Source organism: Rahnella sp. PAMC25559, from assembly GCF_050632365.1.
In the GTDB taxonomy this organism is placed as follows: domain Bacteria; phylum Pseudomonadota; class Gammaproteobacteria; order Enterobacterales; family Enterobacteriaceae; genus Rahnella; species Rahnella rivi.
Map to the genome: position 1 here is coordinate 4441527 of NZ_CP192543.1, position 13841 is coordinate 4455367.

General features: G+C 51.6%; 17 protein-coding genes. 8 read left to right on the forward strand and 9 right to left on the reverse strand.

Annotated features, from left to right (window positions below):
* The first annotated feature begins 125 nt into the window (after positions 1–125).
* The 3 genes from metN (at position 126) to ACQZQY_RS21490 (ending at position 2681) form a co-directional block, all read left to right on the forward strand.
* Positions 126–1157: a methionine ABC transporter ATP-binding protein MetN gene (metN, locus tag ACQZQY_RS21480; protein ID WP_431296387.1), complete on the forward strand. Its 1032-nt coding sequence runs from the start codon at positions 126–128 to the stop codon at positions 1155–1157.
* Entirely contained in the window at positions 1150–1803 is a 654-nt protein-coding gene (locus ACQZQY_RS21485; RefSeq protein WP_015696115.1) for a methionine ABC transporter permease MetI, read from the forward strand. Before metN ends, ACQZQY_RS21485 begins: the two co-directional genes overlap by 8 nt.
* Before the next feature lie 62 nt (positions 1804–1865).
* Positions 1866–2681, forward strand: coding sequence for a MetQ/NlpA family lipoprotein (locus tag ACQZQY_RS21490; protein ID WP_056781686.1), 816 nt, complete (start codon positions 1866–1868; stop codon positions 2679–2681).
* Positions 2682–2706: 25 nt separating this feature from the next.
* On the opposite strand, the gene ACQZQY_RS21495 is transcribed toward ACQZQY_RS21490, so the two are convergent.
* The gene (locus ACQZQY_RS21495) at positions 2707–2850 is read right to left on the reverse strand and encodes a hypothetical protein (protein WP_156362057.1); all 144 of its coding nucleotides are present in this window, start codon (positions 2848–2850) and stop codon (positions 2707–2709) included.
* Here ACQZQY_RS21495 and rcsF point away from each other — a divergent pair.
* The 3 genes from rcsF to proS all read left to right on the forward strand — a co-directional run bounded on the left by rcsF (position 2849) and on the right by proS (position 5798).
* Positions 2849–3256: an Rcs stress response system protein RcsF gene (gene rcsF / locus ACQZQY_RS21500; protein WP_056781689.1), complete on the forward strand. Its 408-nt coding sequence runs from the start codon at positions 2849–2851 to the stop codon at positions 3254–3256. The genes ACQZQY_RS21495 and rcsF overlap by 2 nt on opposite strands.
* Positions 3253–3960: a tRNA (N6-threonylcarbamoyladenosine(37)-N6)-methyltransferase TrmO gene (gene tsaA / locus ACQZQY_RS21505; protein WP_136377187.1), complete on the forward strand. Its 708-nt coding sequence runs from the start codon at positions 3253–3255 to the stop codon at positions 3958–3960. The genes rcsF and tsaA overlap by 4 nt, the downstream gene beginning before the upstream one ends.
* A gap of 119 nt (positions 3961–4079) precedes the next feature.
* Positions 4080–5798 (forward strand): proline--tRNA ligase, encoded by a 1719-nt coding sequence (gene proS / locus ACQZQY_RS21510; RefSeq protein ID WP_431296388.1) that lies wholly within the window; start codon positions 4080–4082, stop codon positions 5796–5798.
* A gap of 84 nt (positions 5799–5882) precedes the next feature.
* Here proS and nlpE read toward each other — a convergent pair whose 3' ends face one another.
* From nlpE to ACQZQY_RS21525, 3 genes are all read right to left on the reverse strand, one after another.
* Entirely contained in the window at positions 5883–6560 is a 678-nt protein-coding gene (gene nlpE, locus ACQZQY_RS21515; RefSeq protein WP_431296389.1) for an envelope stress response activation lipoprotein NlpE, read from the reverse strand.
* Positions 6561–6627: 67 nt separating this feature from the next.
* Positions 6628–7077 (reverse strand): alternative ribosome rescue aminoacyl-tRNA hydrolase ArfB, encoded by a 450-nt coding sequence (gene arfB / locus ACQZQY_RS21520; RefSeq protein WP_221298277.1) that lies wholly within the window; start codon positions 7075–7077, stop codon positions 6628–6630.
* On the reverse strand, positions 7044–7604 hold the full coding sequence (locus ACQZQY_RS21525) for a YaeQ family protein (RefSeq protein WP_056781698.1): 561 nt from the start codon (positions 7602–7604) through the stop codon (positions 7044–7046). Before ACQZQY_RS21525 ends, arfB begins: the two co-directional genes overlap by 34 nt.
* A 216-nt stretch (positions 7605–7820) precedes the next feature.
* Here ACQZQY_RS21525 and ACQZQY_RS21530 point away from each other — a divergent pair, with 216 nt between their 5' ends.
* The gene (locus tag ACQZQY_RS21530; protein WP_056781700.1) at positions 7821–8021 is read left to right on the forward strand and encodes a YaeP family protein; all 201 of its coding nucleotides are present in this window, start codon (positions 7821–7823) and stop codon (positions 8019–8021) included.
* On the forward strand, positions 8008–8268 hold the full coding sequence (gene rof / locus ACQZQY_RS21535) for a Rho-binding antiterminator (protein ID WP_056781703.1): 261 nt from the start codon (positions 8008–8010) through the stop codon (positions 8266–8268). Before ACQZQY_RS21530 ends, rof begins: the two co-directional genes overlap by 14 nt.
* A gap of 67 nt (positions 8269–8335) precedes the next feature.
* On the opposite strand, the gene ACQZQY_RS21540 is transcribed toward rof, so the two are convergent.
* The 5 genes from ACQZQY_RS21540 to accA form a co-directional block, all read right to left on the reverse strand.
* On the reverse strand, positions 8336–8668 hold the full coding sequence (locus ACQZQY_RS21540; RefSeq protein WP_056781705.1) for a c-type cytochrome: 333 nt from the start codon (positions 8666–8668) through the stop codon (positions 8336–8338).
* A gap of 48 nt (positions 8669–8716) precedes the next feature.
* Complete coding sequence (gene tilS, locus ACQZQY_RS21545; RefSeq protein ID WP_431296390.1) at positions 8717–10060, reverse strand: tRNA lysidine(34) synthetase TilS; 1344 nt, start codon at positions 10058–10060, stop codon at positions 8717–8719.
* Positions 10061–10064: 4 nt separating this feature from the next.
* Positions 10065–10457 carry a VOC family protein gene (locus tag ACQZQY_RS21550; RefSeq protein ID WP_122096987.1) on the reverse strand — a complete coding sequence of 131 codons (393 nt, stop codon included), beginning with the start codon at positions 10455–10457 and terminating at the stop codon, positions 10065–10067.
* Between the two features lie 86 nt (positions 10458–10543).
* The gene (locus ACQZQY_RS21555; RefSeq protein WP_122096988.1) at positions 10544–12691 is read right to left on the reverse strand and encodes a lysine decarboxylase LdcC; all 2148 of its coding nucleotides are present in this window, start codon (positions 12689–12691) and stop codon (positions 10544–10546) included.
* A 189-nt stretch (positions 12692–12880) separates the two neighbouring features.
* Entirely contained in the window at positions 12881–13840 is a 960-nt protein-coding gene (accA, locus tag ACQZQY_RS21560) for an acetyl-CoA carboxylase carboxyl transferase subunit alpha (RefSeq protein ID WP_056781713.1), read from the reverse strand.
* Between the last annotated feature and the right edge of the window lies 1 nt (position 13841).

Here is a 13841-nt window from a genome sequence, read left to right on the forward strand (position 1 = left end):
CAGTGAGAATGTTAACCTGGTTGACTTAGACGTCTAGACGCCTTAGCATCCACGACATGCTACGGGCTTATCCCCGCAGAGTTAATTTCACCACGTCACGTCAAAAAGACAGAATAAAAAATAATATGATTAAACTTTCAAACATCACCAAGGTTTTCCAGCAGGGTTCGCGCCAAATCGTCGCGCTCTCTGACGTGAGTCTTCACGTCCCTGCAGGACAAATATACGGCGTGATCGGCTCATCTGGCGCGGGTAAAAGCACATTAATCCGCTGCGTCAATTTGCTGGAGCGTCCGACCGAAGGCAAGGTACTGGTCGATGGCCAGGATCTGATGTCCTTCTCAGAGAAAGCACTGACCCGTGCGCGCCGCCAGATTGGCATGATTTTTCAGCACTTTAATCTGTTGTCGTCACGTACCGTTTTTGGCAATGTTGCACTGCCACTGGAACTGGACAATTTGTCTTCAGCGGACATCAAAAAGCGCGTCTCTGAGCTGCTGAGTCTGGTGGGTCTGGAAGATAAGCATGACGCCTACCCGGCCAATCTTTCCGGTGGGCAAAAACAACGTGTCGCCATCGCCCGTGCGCTGGCCAGCAATCCCAAAGTGTTACTGTGTGATGAAGCAACAAGTGCACTGGACCCGGCGACGACCCGCGCCATCCTGGAACTGCTGAAAGACATTAACCGCCGTCTGGGTTTAACCATCCTGCTGATTACCCATGAGATGGATGTCGTGAAACGCATTTGCGACCAGGTTGCAGTGATAAGCGATGGCAAACTGATCGAGCAGGACAAGGTGAGCGAGATGTTCTCCCACCCTAAAACTCCGCTGGCTCAGCAATTCATTCAATCAACGCTCCATCTGGATATCCCGGAAGATTACGCGATACGCATGGTGCCGGAACCTGAAGCTGATCGTGTCCCGCTGTTACGGCTGGAATTCACCGGCCAGTCGGTCGATGCACCGCTGCTTTCAGAAGCAGTTCGTCGCTTTGACATTAACAATAATATTATCAGTGCTCAGATGGATTATGCCGGCGGCGTGAAGTTCGGGATTATGCTGACAGAAATGCACGGTTCAGAAGAAAACACTCAGGCGGCGATTCAGTTCCTGCATGAGAATCAGGTGAAAGTAGAGGTACTCGGTTATGTCTGAGGCAATGATGTGGTTAATGGGGCGGGGTATCTGGGAAACGGTCATCATGACACTCACCTCCGGCTTCTTTGGGTTTGTACTCGGGCTACCTTTTGGCGTGCTGCTGTATGTCACCCGCCCGGGACAAATTGCTGAGAATAAGAACGTCTATCGCGTGATGTCTGCGCTGGTTAACATTTTCCGTTCTATTCCTTTTATTATCTTGCTGGTCTGGATGATTCCGTTCACTCGTATGATTGTCGGCACCTCGATCGGTTTACAGGCTGCCATTGTTCCGCTGACCGTGGGCGCCGCTCCCTTTATTGCCCGCATGGTTGAGAACGCATTGCTGGAAATTCCAAGCGGTCTGGTTGAAGCCTCCCGCGCGATGGGCGCCACACCGATGCAAATCATCCGTAAAATTCTGTTGCCGGAAGCCTTGCCGGGTCTGGTTAACGCGGCCACTATTACTCTGATCACCCTGGTTGGTTATTCTGCGATGGGCGGTGCTGTGGGTGCCGGCGGTCTGGGACAAATTGGTTATCAGTACGGTTATATCGGTTATGACGCCACTGTCATGAATACGGTATTGGTTCTGTTAGTGGTTTTGGTGTATTTAATTCAATTCTGTGGCGACCGCATCGTAAAAGCAGTCACGCATAAATAACGAAAAAACAGCTGTAAAACATAACCCTGTGTATATTTTTATCCGCTTATTGAGGAAAGGAAATGTCTAATAAATTCAAATCCATTGCCGTTGTTGGCGCGCTTCTGGGATCGCTGGCTTTGGTTGGCTGCGGGCCAAAAGAGCAGGATCCAAACCACATCAAAGTGGGCGTGATTGTCGGTTCTGAGCAGCAGGTTGCTGAAGTCGCACAAAAAGTTGCTAAAGAAAAATACGGTCTGGATGTTGAACTGGTGACATTCAACGATTACGTCCTGCCGAACGAAGCCCTGAGCAAAGGCGATATCGACGTTAATGCCTTCCAGCACAAACCTTACCTTGATCAGCAGATCAAAGACCGCGGCTACAAACTGGTTCCCGTCGGTAACAGCTTTGTCTATCCAATCGCGGGCTATTCCAAAAAAATCAAATCTGTTGATGAACTGAAAGAAGGCGATCAGGTTGCCCTGCCAAATGATCCGACCAACCTTGGCCGTTCATTACTGCTGCTGCAAAAACAAGGTCTGATTAAACTGAAAGACGGCGTTGGCCTGCTGCCGACCGTTCTTGATGTGACTGAGAACCCTAAAAACCTGAAACTGGTTGAACTGGAAGCACCACAGCTGCCACGTTCACTGGATGATGCAAAAATCGCACTGGCCGTTATCAACACGACTTACGCCAGCCAGATTGGTCTGACACCAGAAAAAGACGGTATCTTCGTAGAAGACAAAAATTCACCGTACGTAAACCTGATCGTTGCGCGTGAAGATAACAAAGACGCTGAAAACGTGAAGAAATTCGTTCAGGCTTACCAGTCTGATGAAGTGAACGCTGCGGCGAACAAAATCTTCAACGGCGGCGCCGTCAAAGGCTGGTAAATACCGGCAGTGATGAATGCCATATTTATCTGCCATTCATCATGTAAAGACTCTTTTCAGAAATAAGTACAAGGCGGGCATATGCCCGCCTTGTTATTTCCTCAATACCTTGCTTCAATAACGCCACATTCATTCCTGTAAACATATTAAAAAGCAGAGGATTTACCATGCGTGCTTTACCTCTCTGTTTGTCGGCACTTTTGCTGGCGGGTTGTTCCCTGACTCAACACACACAGCCAACACCCATTGCACCTGTTGTTAAAGAAGAGCCAAAACCCGTCAAACCAAAACCGGCTCCAGTTCGTCCGGCCCCTGTGAAACTGTATAAAGATGCAGAAGCACTGGTCGGCACACCGTTCCGCGATTTAGGCGAAGTCTCTGGAGAATCTTGCCAGGCGGACCAGAATGATTCGCCTCCGAGCCTGGCCACAGCCCGTAAAAGAATGCTGACCCGCGCTTCGTACATGAAGGCAAATGCCGTGTTGTTACATCAGTGCCAAATTCTCGGTGGCGTTCCAGGCTGCTTCCAGCAAGCGATTTGTCAGGGCTCTGCGTTGAACGTCACCTTTAAATGACCTCATTTTCTTTTGAGCAAATAGGGACAATTCATTCGCCCTACAAAGAGAAATTTGCAGTCCCACGCCAGCCTGGTTTGATCCAGGATGGCGGCGGTGAGTTACACCTTCACGCGCCGTATAACCAGCCTGAAGCGGTTCGCGGGCTGGAAGAGTTCAGCCATCTTTGGGTGATGTTTGTGTTTCATCAGACAATGGATGGCGGCTGGCGTCCGACGGTCCGCCCGCCTCGTCTTGGTGGCAATACGCGCACCGGCGTATTTGCGACACGTTCTACCTTTCGTCCGAATCCGCTGGGAATGTCGCTCGTTGAGCTCAAAGGGATCCACTGCCAGGGGCAACATGTCATTTTGCAACTTGGCAGTCTGGATTTGGTGGATGGTACCCCTGTTGTCGATATCAAGCCCTACCTGCCCTTTGCAGAAAGCCATCCTGAAGCCCGTGCGGGATTTGCTCAGCACGCGCCGCAAGCGGATATGCCGGTGGAATTTTCACCGCAGGCTGAAAAGCAGCTGGCAGATAATGTGCGTAAGTATCCCCATCTGCGTCGTTTCATCACTCAGGTTTTGGGCCAGGATCCTCGCCCGGCCTACCGCAAGGGTGAAGCAGCTGAACGGGATTACGCCGTTCGCCTGCTCGAGTTTAATGTCCGCTGGCGGGTTGTGGGCTCGGTGAATCAGGTATTGTCTCTCGGCAACGACTAAATTTCCTCTGCGTCTCTTTTGACAACAGCAACTCGCTGGTAAACTAAACCACTTTTTTACGTTTTGGCTGCCTGTGGCAGCCTGATTGCAATTTGCAGTGCTAACGGAATCAACACATCATGCGTACTACTCAATATCTGCTCTCTACTCTGAAAGAGACGCCAGCCGACGCGGAAGTCATCAGCCATCAGCTGATGCTGCGTGCGGGGATGATCCGCAAACTGGCTTCCGGCCTGTATACCTGGCTGCCAACCGGCCTGCGTGTTCTGCGTAAAGTTGAAAACATCGTGCGCGAAGAAATGAATAACGCGAACGCCATCGAAGTATCGATGCCGGTGGTTCAGCCCGCCGATTTGTGGCAGGAGAGCGGACGTTGGGAACAATACGGCCCGGAATTATTGCGCTTTGTTGACCGTGGCGATCGTCCTTTTGTACTGGGTCCAACCCACGAAGAAGTTATTACCGATCTGATCCGCAATGAAATCAGCTCATATAAACAGTTGCCGCTGAACTTCTTCCAGATCCAGACCAAATTCCGTGACGAAGTTCGTCCGCGCTTTGGCGTGATGCGCTCGCGTGAATTCCTGATGAAAGATGCCTACTCGTTCCATACAACGCAGGAATCTCTGCAGGAAACGTATGATGCGATGTACACAGCCTACAGCAAGATCTTCAACCGTATGGGTCTGGATTTCCGCGCTGTTCTGGCAGATACCGGTTCTATCGGCGGCAGCGCATCTCATGAGTTCCAGGTACTGGCGCAAAGCGGCGAAGATGACGTGGTATTCTCTGACTCCTCTGATTTTGCAGCCAATATTGAGTTCGCGGAAGCACTGGCACCCGTTACAGCACGCCAGGCGGCCACGGAAGAAATGCGTATTGTTGACACGCCAAATGCCAAAACCATCGCTGAACTGACAGAACAGTTCCAGGTTCCGGTTGAGAAAACCGTGAAAACCCTGATGGTTCACGCAACAGCTGAGAGCGGGCACAAACTGATTGCCTTGCTGATCCGCGGCGATCACGAACTGAACGAAATCAAAGCCGAAAAACTGCCACAGGTTGCCACACCGCTGACTTTCGCTACCGAAGCTGAAATTCGCGAAATCGTTTCTGCCGGACCGGGTTCACTCGGCCCGGTTAACCTGCCAATGCCTGTGGTCGCAGACCGCACCGTTGCTGCGATGAGTGATTTCAGCGCAGGCGCAAACATCGATGGTAAACATTACTTCGGCATTAACTGGGATCGCGATACCGCGCTGCCAGAAGTGGCTGATCTGCGTAATGTGGTTGCAGGCGATCCAAGCCCGGATGGTCAGGGTACGCTGGTGATTAAACGCGGTATTGAAGTCGGCCATATCTTCCAGCTGGGCACCAAGTATTCAGAAGCGATGAATGCGACCGTTCAGGGCGAAGATGGACGTAATCAGGTGATGACCATGGGATGTTACGGTATCGGTGTGACCCGTGTGGTGGCAGCGGCTATCGAACAGAACCACGACGATCGCGGTATCATCTGGCCAGACGCCATCGCGCCATTCCAGGTTGCTATCCTGCCAATGAACATGCACAAATCTTTCCGTGTGAAAGATGCGGCAGAAGCGTTATACGCAGAGCTGCGCTCACACGGCATTGATGTGATCCTTGACGATCGTAAAGAGCGTCCGGGCGTCATGTTTGCTGATATGGAACTGATCGGTGTTCCGCATCAGGTGGTGATTGGCGATCGTAATCTGGACGCTGAAGAGCTGGAATACAAAAACCGTCGCACTGGCGAAAAACAAATGATCAAGCAAAGCGACATCGTTGCCTCTCTGCTGAGCCAAATCCCGCGTTAAGGATCTGACGCAGATCGTTCATGCATAAAAATGCCCGCATTGTGCGGGCATTTTCTTTTGCGGAGCAGCCTCAAAGGCGGATGCTTAAGGGCAGGCCCTGGTCACATCAAACTTTACGTTTTTATCCGCCACGACCGCCTTGTGCATCTGCCCCTCTTCCATCGACGGTTCCGTCATGAAATGCCCGTCCATCGACACAAACACCAGCTGATTGGGTGACTGCCGTGCGGCAAGATACCCTTCTTCCAGCGATTTGTTGGCTGACATCGGGAACACTTTTCCGGTCGCACAGTCTTTGAAGGAAGCCGCGTCAGCACTGTACTGCATCATGCCGGTCAGGGTTATTGGCGTCTTCGGTAAACTCTGCTGAGTCGGTTTCAGCGTGTAATTGAGCGAAGACACAATCGGTGCGCCACTCGTATCGAGCATTTCGAGATTTTCATCTTTCGGATGGAAATAGCGTTTTTCACCCTTCGCATCGGTCAGGACCAGTTTATCCGCGGTTCTCGCCCAGTTGCCATAACTGGCAAACGTTTGATTGCCGTCTTTGGTGTCCTGATAAACTTCCTGCAAAATGTACGTACCATCTTGTTGCAGGAACAATGAAGTCTCCAGCCCGCCGCAATCAGCGCAAGGCAGAACACCGCTGTAACTTTGCTGCATTGCCTGCAACGGTTTTTCCTGATTATAGGCGGCGGTATGGCAGCCGAACAGTGATAACGCCCCGAGCGCAAGCACCGCTGTAATAATGATTTTTTTCACAGTCACTCCCCTACTGCTCTTTCTTCTTAGTACCGCGATAAAGATTGTCCTGCGGCACGATGTCGGGCTAAAGAACTTTGCCCCGTAATGCTTTGGTCGCCCCTTTACGCACTTTACTCTCTACCCGACGAATTTTAGACCCGCGGGTCGGCTTGGTTGCACGACGCGGTTTTTCGACCACCATCGCCTGTGCAATCAGGGAACTCAGCCGGGCCACTGCCGCTTCACGGTTTTGTTCCTGGCTCCGGTATTCCTGCGCCTTAATAACAACCCAACCATCAGCCGTCACCGAGTGATGATTAAACGCCAGCAGCCGCTCTTTGTAGTAGTCTGGCAAACTTGATGCCTTAATATCAAAGCGTAAATGTATTGCCGTTGACGTTTTATTGACGTTCTGACCACCGTTACCCTGAGCCCGGATCGCGGTTAATTCTATTTCACTGTCTGGAATTTCCAGTTTACCCGAAAGGATGAACACGCTGATTACCTTGCTTCTTTTACGACAGACTCTTTCCATTCCGAAAAATGAATTTCTAAATTACTCTGAGCATCGGAAAGCCAAATAGTTCCGTCCTGTAAAGTCGCCTGTAAATCCATGGTTCTGCTGCCGAAAGCCGTGAGCTGAGTCAGCATTTCATCGTCAATATAACGGATGCGAAGATTCTCAAAACCTCTGACTTTCCCTTCAATTTGTGACCACCAGACCCTCGCAGCCCGCTCACCATAAGCGTAAAGCACCACTTCACGCGACTGGTTGCACGCCCTTTTCAGACGCTTCTCATCCGGTAAACCTAATTCAACCCACAACTCGATTCCGTTGTGATCATTTTTACGCCAGATTTCTGGTTCATCTTCGGCGCTTAATCCGCGCGTAAAGGTCAGCCGCTCATCGGCATGGTAAATCCACGCGAGCAAACGCAGCATCATACGTTGTTCTGTTTCTGAGGGATGCTGGGCCAGTGTCAGGTTGGCGTCGTGAAAGAAATTGCGATCCATATCAGCGATATTGATCACTGCTTTATAAATAGTTGCTTTTAACGCCATGGGAAACCTCTTGATGATAGACGCACAGTGTACTTGAAAGCGTCACGTCGCGACCAGTTTAACCCCGCAGGTCATCCTGAATAACCGTTTCAGCGCAAACGATAAACCTTTATAGGTTGGCTAATAACTGAGACTCTCCTGTGCTATAGTCGATAAATACTGAGAGCTTATCTTTCTGCGCTTTCCTCAGAGGGATACGCTTTTAAGGGAGAACCTATGCAGCAATACTGTGAGTTGGTACGCCGTAAATATTCAGAGATTGCCAGTGGCGATCTGGGATATGTGCCCGATGCGTTGGGCTGTGTATTGAAAGCATTGGACGAAGTGGCAGCAAACGCTGACCTTCCGTCCTCCGTTAGGGACCAGGCGGCCTATGCCGCCGCTAACTTATTGGTGAGCGATTATGTCAATGAATGATGAGTACCAACCCATCAATTGCGATGACTACGATAATCTCGAGCTCGCCTGCCAGAGTCACCTGGTGTTGACACTGAAGCTGCGCAGCGGAGAAGTCGTTGAGGCGAAGGCCAATGACCTGTTGATGCGTAAGAAAGTTGAATATCTGGTGGCCGAGGTGAACGGCGAGCAGCGCGATCTGCGTCTGGATTACATCGAGAGCTTTAGCCATCCGGAAATTGGCACCGTGGTGGTCAGCGCAGAATAGCGCAACTTTCCACCAGCCAAACTAACGGGCAATCTCAGGATTGCCCGTTTGCATTTCTGATACCCGACTATTTCAGCGGCGTCAGGCTTGCATAGTAAGCAGCCAAATCATTGATGTCCTGATCCGAAAGTGATGCCGTAAAGGCCTGCATCACCCCCGCTTGCCCGCCGCTGCGTTCGCCTTTCTTATAAGCATGTAACGACAGGGCCAGATAATCCGCATTTTGCCCGGCCAGATTCGGGTAGACAGGATTAGCCGCTTTGCCTTTTGCGCCGTGGCAAGCCGCACAACTTGCCGATTTAGCCTGCCCATCTGCACTGTTTCCCAGCGCGCTATTTTCATTCGCGGCTACAGAAAAACTCACCAGCACCAGCGCCAAAACGCCCGCAACTACACGCATCACCACTCCCACGGGCAGAATTTCCGCCTAACTTGTTAATCTTAAATTTTATTTGGCAGCGGACCAGACGATCCGCCACTGCGCATCATGATTTTCGGCAACCGCCTGACGGGTGATAAACCAGCCCGGTGCGGCGATCAACTGCTCATTATAATAAATGAGAGGAATACGCTCGCGCTGCCAGGGCGGTACGCCTAACTCTGACCACAATTTTTTCACCTGACGCGCACGGTCACGCCCGACTTTTTCTATATTGCCCTGCGCCTGAAATCTCACCGAGACACTCTCTCCTGCCCGCGGCTGGCGACAAATGAACGTTTCACCCGCCCCTGCAACATCGGGATCGACCGCTAAAAAGCCCAGACCGTCCGGCAGGGTTAATGTCTGCGCCGTCTCCCAGTGGAGTATAAGCTCTTTCAGCGGCTGGAATTCGGGCAATAAATAGAGGCGCTGGCGGAAACGCCGAACCGTCGAAATGCCCAACCTTAACTGCGCCTGCGCATCTTCGCGGCTTCGCGCCACTTCATCCCAAACTCTTTTCAGCTGTTCCCGTGAAGGCATTTTCGCGCCCTGTCCGGCCAGCCAGCGGCGCAATAAAGCAGAACGTCGGGCCTCTGAAAAGCCGAGCATTCCCTCAACGCAAAGGCTGCCCTGCGCATCTGTTAACGCACTAAGGGACTCACTTAACAGTTCATCGAGCAAGGATTCCTGTTCGGCGCACAGTGCCGCGCTGCGTGCGGTGGCCTGTGCAAAGTGCGGCCATCGGTGGTACAGCAACGGAAGGACATTGAGACGCAGGAAGTTACGGTCAAAACGCGCATCCTGATTACTGTCATCCTCGATCCAGCTCAGCTGATTCTGCCGGGCATAATCTTCAAGTTGCTCACGGCTGAGTTCCAGCAGAGGCCTTAACAGCCGGTGCTGAGATGCCATGCTGTCTGCACTCATCGCCGATAAACCGGCGGGGCCGCTGCCGCGCTTTAGCGCCAGCATCAAGGTTTCGCATTGATCGTTCAGATGCTGCGCCGTGAGCAGAACTTCATCTTCCCCCAGATTGTCTGAAAATGCCTGATAACGCGCCGTTCTCGCTGCGGCTTCAATACCGCCATCCTGTGCATTCACCTTCACGTAAATGACTGAAAACGCGATGTGATGCCGGGCGCAAACCGTCTGGCAATGGGCCATCCAGCTGTCGGCCAGTTGGCTTAGGCCATGATGAATATGCAACGCGCGCAGTTGAAGATCCGGCAGGTTTTCGCGCAGCTCTGCCAGCGCGGCCAGGAGCACTGTGGAATCAAGCCCGCCACTGAACGCGACACAAAGCTTTCGCGCACTGCCAATTTTATCCCGCAGATGCTCAGGCAGGGAAAACCTCGCCAGACGTGAATTCATAACGTTACCGGGATTCGTACAGTTCTAACGGCAAGCCGTCGGGGTCGGCGAAAAAGGTAAACTGCTTGCCGGTGTAGGGGTCAATACGTACCGGTTCACAGTTCACGCCAGCCTGAGTCAATGCAGTGATGGCCTGCGCGATATCATCAACGCTGAACGCCAGATGGCGCAACCCGCAGGCTTCCGGGTGGCTCGGACGCGCCGGCGGATGAGGAAAGCTAAACAGTTCGATGGTGTACTGCCCATTAAGTGCCAGATCGGCTTTCCACGAGTCACGCTCTTCCCGATAAAACTCTTCCACCAGCGTGAAGCCCAGAATGTCGCAATAGAAGTTTTTGCTGGTCTGATAATCGGAACCGATGATCGCGATATGATGAATTTGTCGAAGGTTAAGCATGGATGATGTCCTGTAGATTCATGGTGTGCACGTTACTCAGCGTATCCGGAGACGTCAATAAAAAGCCCTCATAATGAGGGCTGTCATTACTGCGCGTCGGGGAGCTTCAGCACTTTCACCAGATAGCGCCCGTCTTCGGTGAGACGTGCACCATGAATATCGGTTTCAAAGCCAGGGTAACGTTCCCCTATCGAGCAAAGCATGATCAGGAAATCGAGCACCGCGCGGCTTTCTTCCGTAATCATCTCACCGGGCATCACCACGGGCACTCCAGGCGGATAAGGCAGGATCATGTTAGCCGAGACTTTGCCGATCAGTTCGTCGAGGTCGCATTCCTCCACATGTCCGCGCACCTGATGTTGGAACATTTCATACGGCGTCATTTTCATTTCTGGCAGCGTTTCAAATGCGTCCAGCATCAGGCGCGGCAGATCATGTCGGAGGATAAGCTTGTGGATCCCCTGCGCGAGATCCTGGATCCGCATATGACGGTAGAAATCCGGATCTTCCGCGTACAGATCGGGGAGCATATTTTTAACGCGCAGATTAAGATCATAACTGCGTTTGAAATCGGTCAGACCACGCATCACGCTCATGGATTTGGTCTTATCAATGCCAATGCTGAACAGGAAAAGTAAATTGTACGGACCGGTTTTTTCGACCACCACGCCGCGCTCATCAAGGAACTTGGCCACCAGCGCCGCCGGGATCCCTTCCTGTTCCAGTTTGCCCATTTCATCCATGCCGGGCGTAAGGATCGTGACCTTGATCGGATCCAGATACATATGATCGGTATCTGCGTTCGCAAAGCCATGCCAGTTATTATCTGGATTCAGCGGCCAGCATTCGGCTTCATCAATATGCTCCGGCTGCCAGATATCGAAGAACCAGCCATCGGTTTCCTCGCGCAGTCGTTGGATCTCTTTGCGAAAATGTAACGCACGCTCAACCGAGCGGTTGATCAGGCGGCGTCCGGGATTTCCGCGCAGCATCGCCGCTGCGGTTTCTGCCGAGGCAACGATGCCGTAGTTCGGTGATGTGGTGGTGTGCATCATGTAGGCTTCATTAAAGGTGCTTTCGTTATAATCGCCTTTAATGTGGATCATTGACGCCTGAGAGAACGCGGCCAGTAACTTGTGCGTAGACTGAGTTTCATAGATGACTTTTCCGGGAATTCGCTCACCACTCATCCCGCTTTTCCCTGCGTAAATCGGATGGAAATTGGTATATGGCACCCAGGCAGAATCAAAATGAATCGACGGCACATCCAGCGTATTTTTGATGTAATCAGTGTTGTACAGCAGCCCATCATAGGTGGAGTTGGTAATGACCGCATGTACCGGCCAGGTCGCATTGTCCGTCCGGGCGATTTTCTCTTCGATACTTTCCCGGGTGAATTCACGCTTGGGAATGCCGCCGAGAATGCCGTAGGCATTACGGTGAGGACGCAAATAGATCGGCACGACATTGGTCATCATCATCAGATGTGCCAGCGATTTATGGCAGTTTCGGTCAATCAGCACCGTGCTGCCCGCTGGCGCGGCGTACATGCCGACAATTTTATTGGCCGTCGAAGTGCCGTTGGTCACGATATAACTTTGTTCGGAACCAAACGTGCGTGCGATATATTCTTCGGCCTCCAGATGCGGCCCGGTATGATCGAGCAACGATCCCAGTTCGGTCACCGAAATGGATACGTCTGCTTTCAGCGTTTTGGCACCAAAGAAATCATAAAATAGTGTCCCGACCGGGCTTTTCAGAAACGCCGTGCCCGCCATGTGTCCCGGCGTACAAAAGGTGTACTTCCCTTCTTCCACGTATTTAAACAGCGCTTTGGTCAGCGGTGGCGTGATCGTATCGATATATTCGTCCGTGTACTGGCGGATCCTTTTGGCAATATCCTCTGCGGCGGTCAGCGCGTACTCGAAGAAATACAGAACCATCCGCATCTCATTCACATCAACATCCAGCGTTGAGTGAGTATTGATGAAAGCGTACAAGGGCAGGTATTCGTTCAGTTCATTAATTTCTGTACACAACTCTTCGCTGTGCTCGTCCCAGTCAAAAATCGCCCCACAAATGCGGGCATTATTTTCGATGAGTTTCAGTAAGTCAGCGCGATCCCGCGGATAAATAACCTGGAACCCGAGAAGCGTCAGGGCGCTATCCAGTTCGCGGATTGGCTCTTCTTTATAGTAAGCCCCTTCCGGGCGCATGACAGCGATGATATTCATCTGACAAATCCTTCTTTTATTGGTATCTCATATATTTATAGAAACACGGTTAGCGCCAGGTGTGTACCCTTTCGCGACTATTTCTGACAGACGGAAGGAAAATTCAGAATCCCGGAACGATGTGGGAGGGATTTGCGGCAATAAAAAAGGCCATGCAGTTGCATGGCCTTTTCATAAGCGGTTGCTGGATCAGCAGTAGCCGTAAGTCATCAGACGCTGATAACGACGGTTACGCAATTCTTCAGTGCTCAGCACATCCAAATCACTCAGGTCAGCTTCCAGCTGGGCGCGCAGTGAGGCCGCCATCGCTTCAACGTTACGATGAGCACCGCCCAGAGGTTCAGGGATCACCGAGTCGATAAGCTTCAGTTCTTTCAAACGTGGTGCAACGATACCCATCGCTTCTGCTGCCAGAGGTGCTTTATCCGCACTCTTCCACAGAATTGAGGCACAGCCTTCCGGTGAGATCACCGAATAGGTGCTGTATTGCAGCATGTTAACTTTATCACCCACGCCGATTGCCAGTGCGCCACCGGAACCACCTTCACCGATAACGGTACAGATGACCGGCACATTCAGACGTGACATCTCACGCAGGTTACGGGCGATCGCTTCAGACTGGCCGCGCTCTTCAGCACCCACGCCTGGGTATGCACCCGGGGTGTCGATGAAGGTAATGATAGGCAGTTTGAAACGTTCTGCCATTTCCATCAGGCGTAACGCTTTGCGATATCCTTCCGGAGCAGGCATACCGAAGTTACGACGGACTTTCTCTTTTGTTTCACGGCCTTTCTGATGACCTATGATCATCACAGCACGTTCACCCAAACGAGCAATCCCGCCAACGATAGCTTTATCGTCAGCAAATGCACGATCACCAGCCAGTTCATCAAAATCAGTGAAGATATGTTTGATGTAATCCAGCGTATAAGGGCGACGAGGATGGCGTGCCAGTTGGGCAATCTGCCAGGCACCCAGATCAGAGAAAATCTTACGGGTCAGTTCAACGCTTTTCTCGCGCAAGCGTGCAACTTCTTCGTCCAGATTAATATCCAATTTTTCGTCTTGACGGCTGACTGCAGTCAGCGAGTCAATTTTCGCTTCGAGTTCCGCAATCGGCTGTTCAAAATCAAGAAAATTCAGACTCATA

Coding starts and splice junctions, on each gene's coding strand:
- tilS (WP_431296390.1), bottom strand. CDS start 10,060: ATGAATTCACGTCTGGCGAGGTTTTCCCTGCCTGAGCATCTGCGGGAT.
- ACQZQY_RS21530 (WP_056781700.1), top strand. CDS start 7,821: ATGCAGCAATACTGTGAGTTGGTACGCCGTAAATATTCAGAGATTGCC.
- ACQZQY_RS21550 (WP_122096987.1), bottom strand. CDS start 10,457: ATGCTTAACCTTCGACAAATTCATCATATCGCGATCATCGGTTCCGAT.
- rcsF (WP_056781689.1), top strand. CDS start 2,849: ATGCGTGCTTTACCTCTCTGTTTGTCGGCACTTTTGCTGGCGGGTTGT.
- tsaA (WP_136377187.1), top strand. CDS start 3,253: ATGACCTCATTTTCTTTTGAGCAAATAGGGACAATTCATTCGCCCTAC.
- ACQZQY_RS21555 (WP_122096988.1), bottom strand. CDS start 12,691: ATGAATATCATCGCTGTCATGCGCCCGGAAGGGGCTTACTATAAAGAA.
- arfB (WP_221298277.1), bottom strand. CDS start 7,077: ATGGAAAGAGTCTGTCGTAAAAGAAGCAAGGTAATCAGCGTGTTCATC.
- ACQZQY_RS21525 (WP_056781698.1), bottom strand. CDS start 7,604: ATGGCGTTAAAAGCAACTATTTATAAAGCAGTGATCAATATCGCTGAT.
- metN (WP_431296387.1), top strand. CDS start 126: ATGATTAAACTTTCAAACATCACCAAGGTTTTCCAGCAGGGTTCGCGC.
- ACQZQY_RS21485 (WP_015696115.1), top strand. CDS start 1,150: ATGTCTGAGGCAATGATGTGGTTAATGGGGCGGGGTATCTGGGAAACG.
- ACQZQY_RS21490 (WP_056781686.1), top strand. CDS start 1,866: ATGTCTAATAAATTCAAATCCATTGCCGTTGTTGGCGCGCTTCTGGGA.
- rof (WP_056781703.1), top strand. CDS start 8,008: ATGTCAATGAATGATGAGTACCAACCCATCAATTGCGATGACTACGAT.
- ACQZQY_RS21495 (WP_156362057.1), bottom strand. CDS start 2,850: ATGGTAAATCCTCTGCTTTTTAATATGTTTACAGGAATGAATGTGGCG.
- proS (WP_431296388.1), top strand. CDS start 4,080: ATGCGTACTACTCAATATCTGCTCTCTACTCTGAAAGAGACGCCAGCC.
- accA (WP_056781713.1), bottom strand. CDS start 13,840: ATGAGTCTGAATTTTCTTGATTTTGAACAGCCGATTGCGGAACTCGAA.
- ACQZQY_RS21540 (WP_056781705.1), bottom strand. CDS start 8,668: ATGCGTGTAGTTGCGGGCGTTTTGGCGCTGGTGCTGGTGAGTTTTTCT.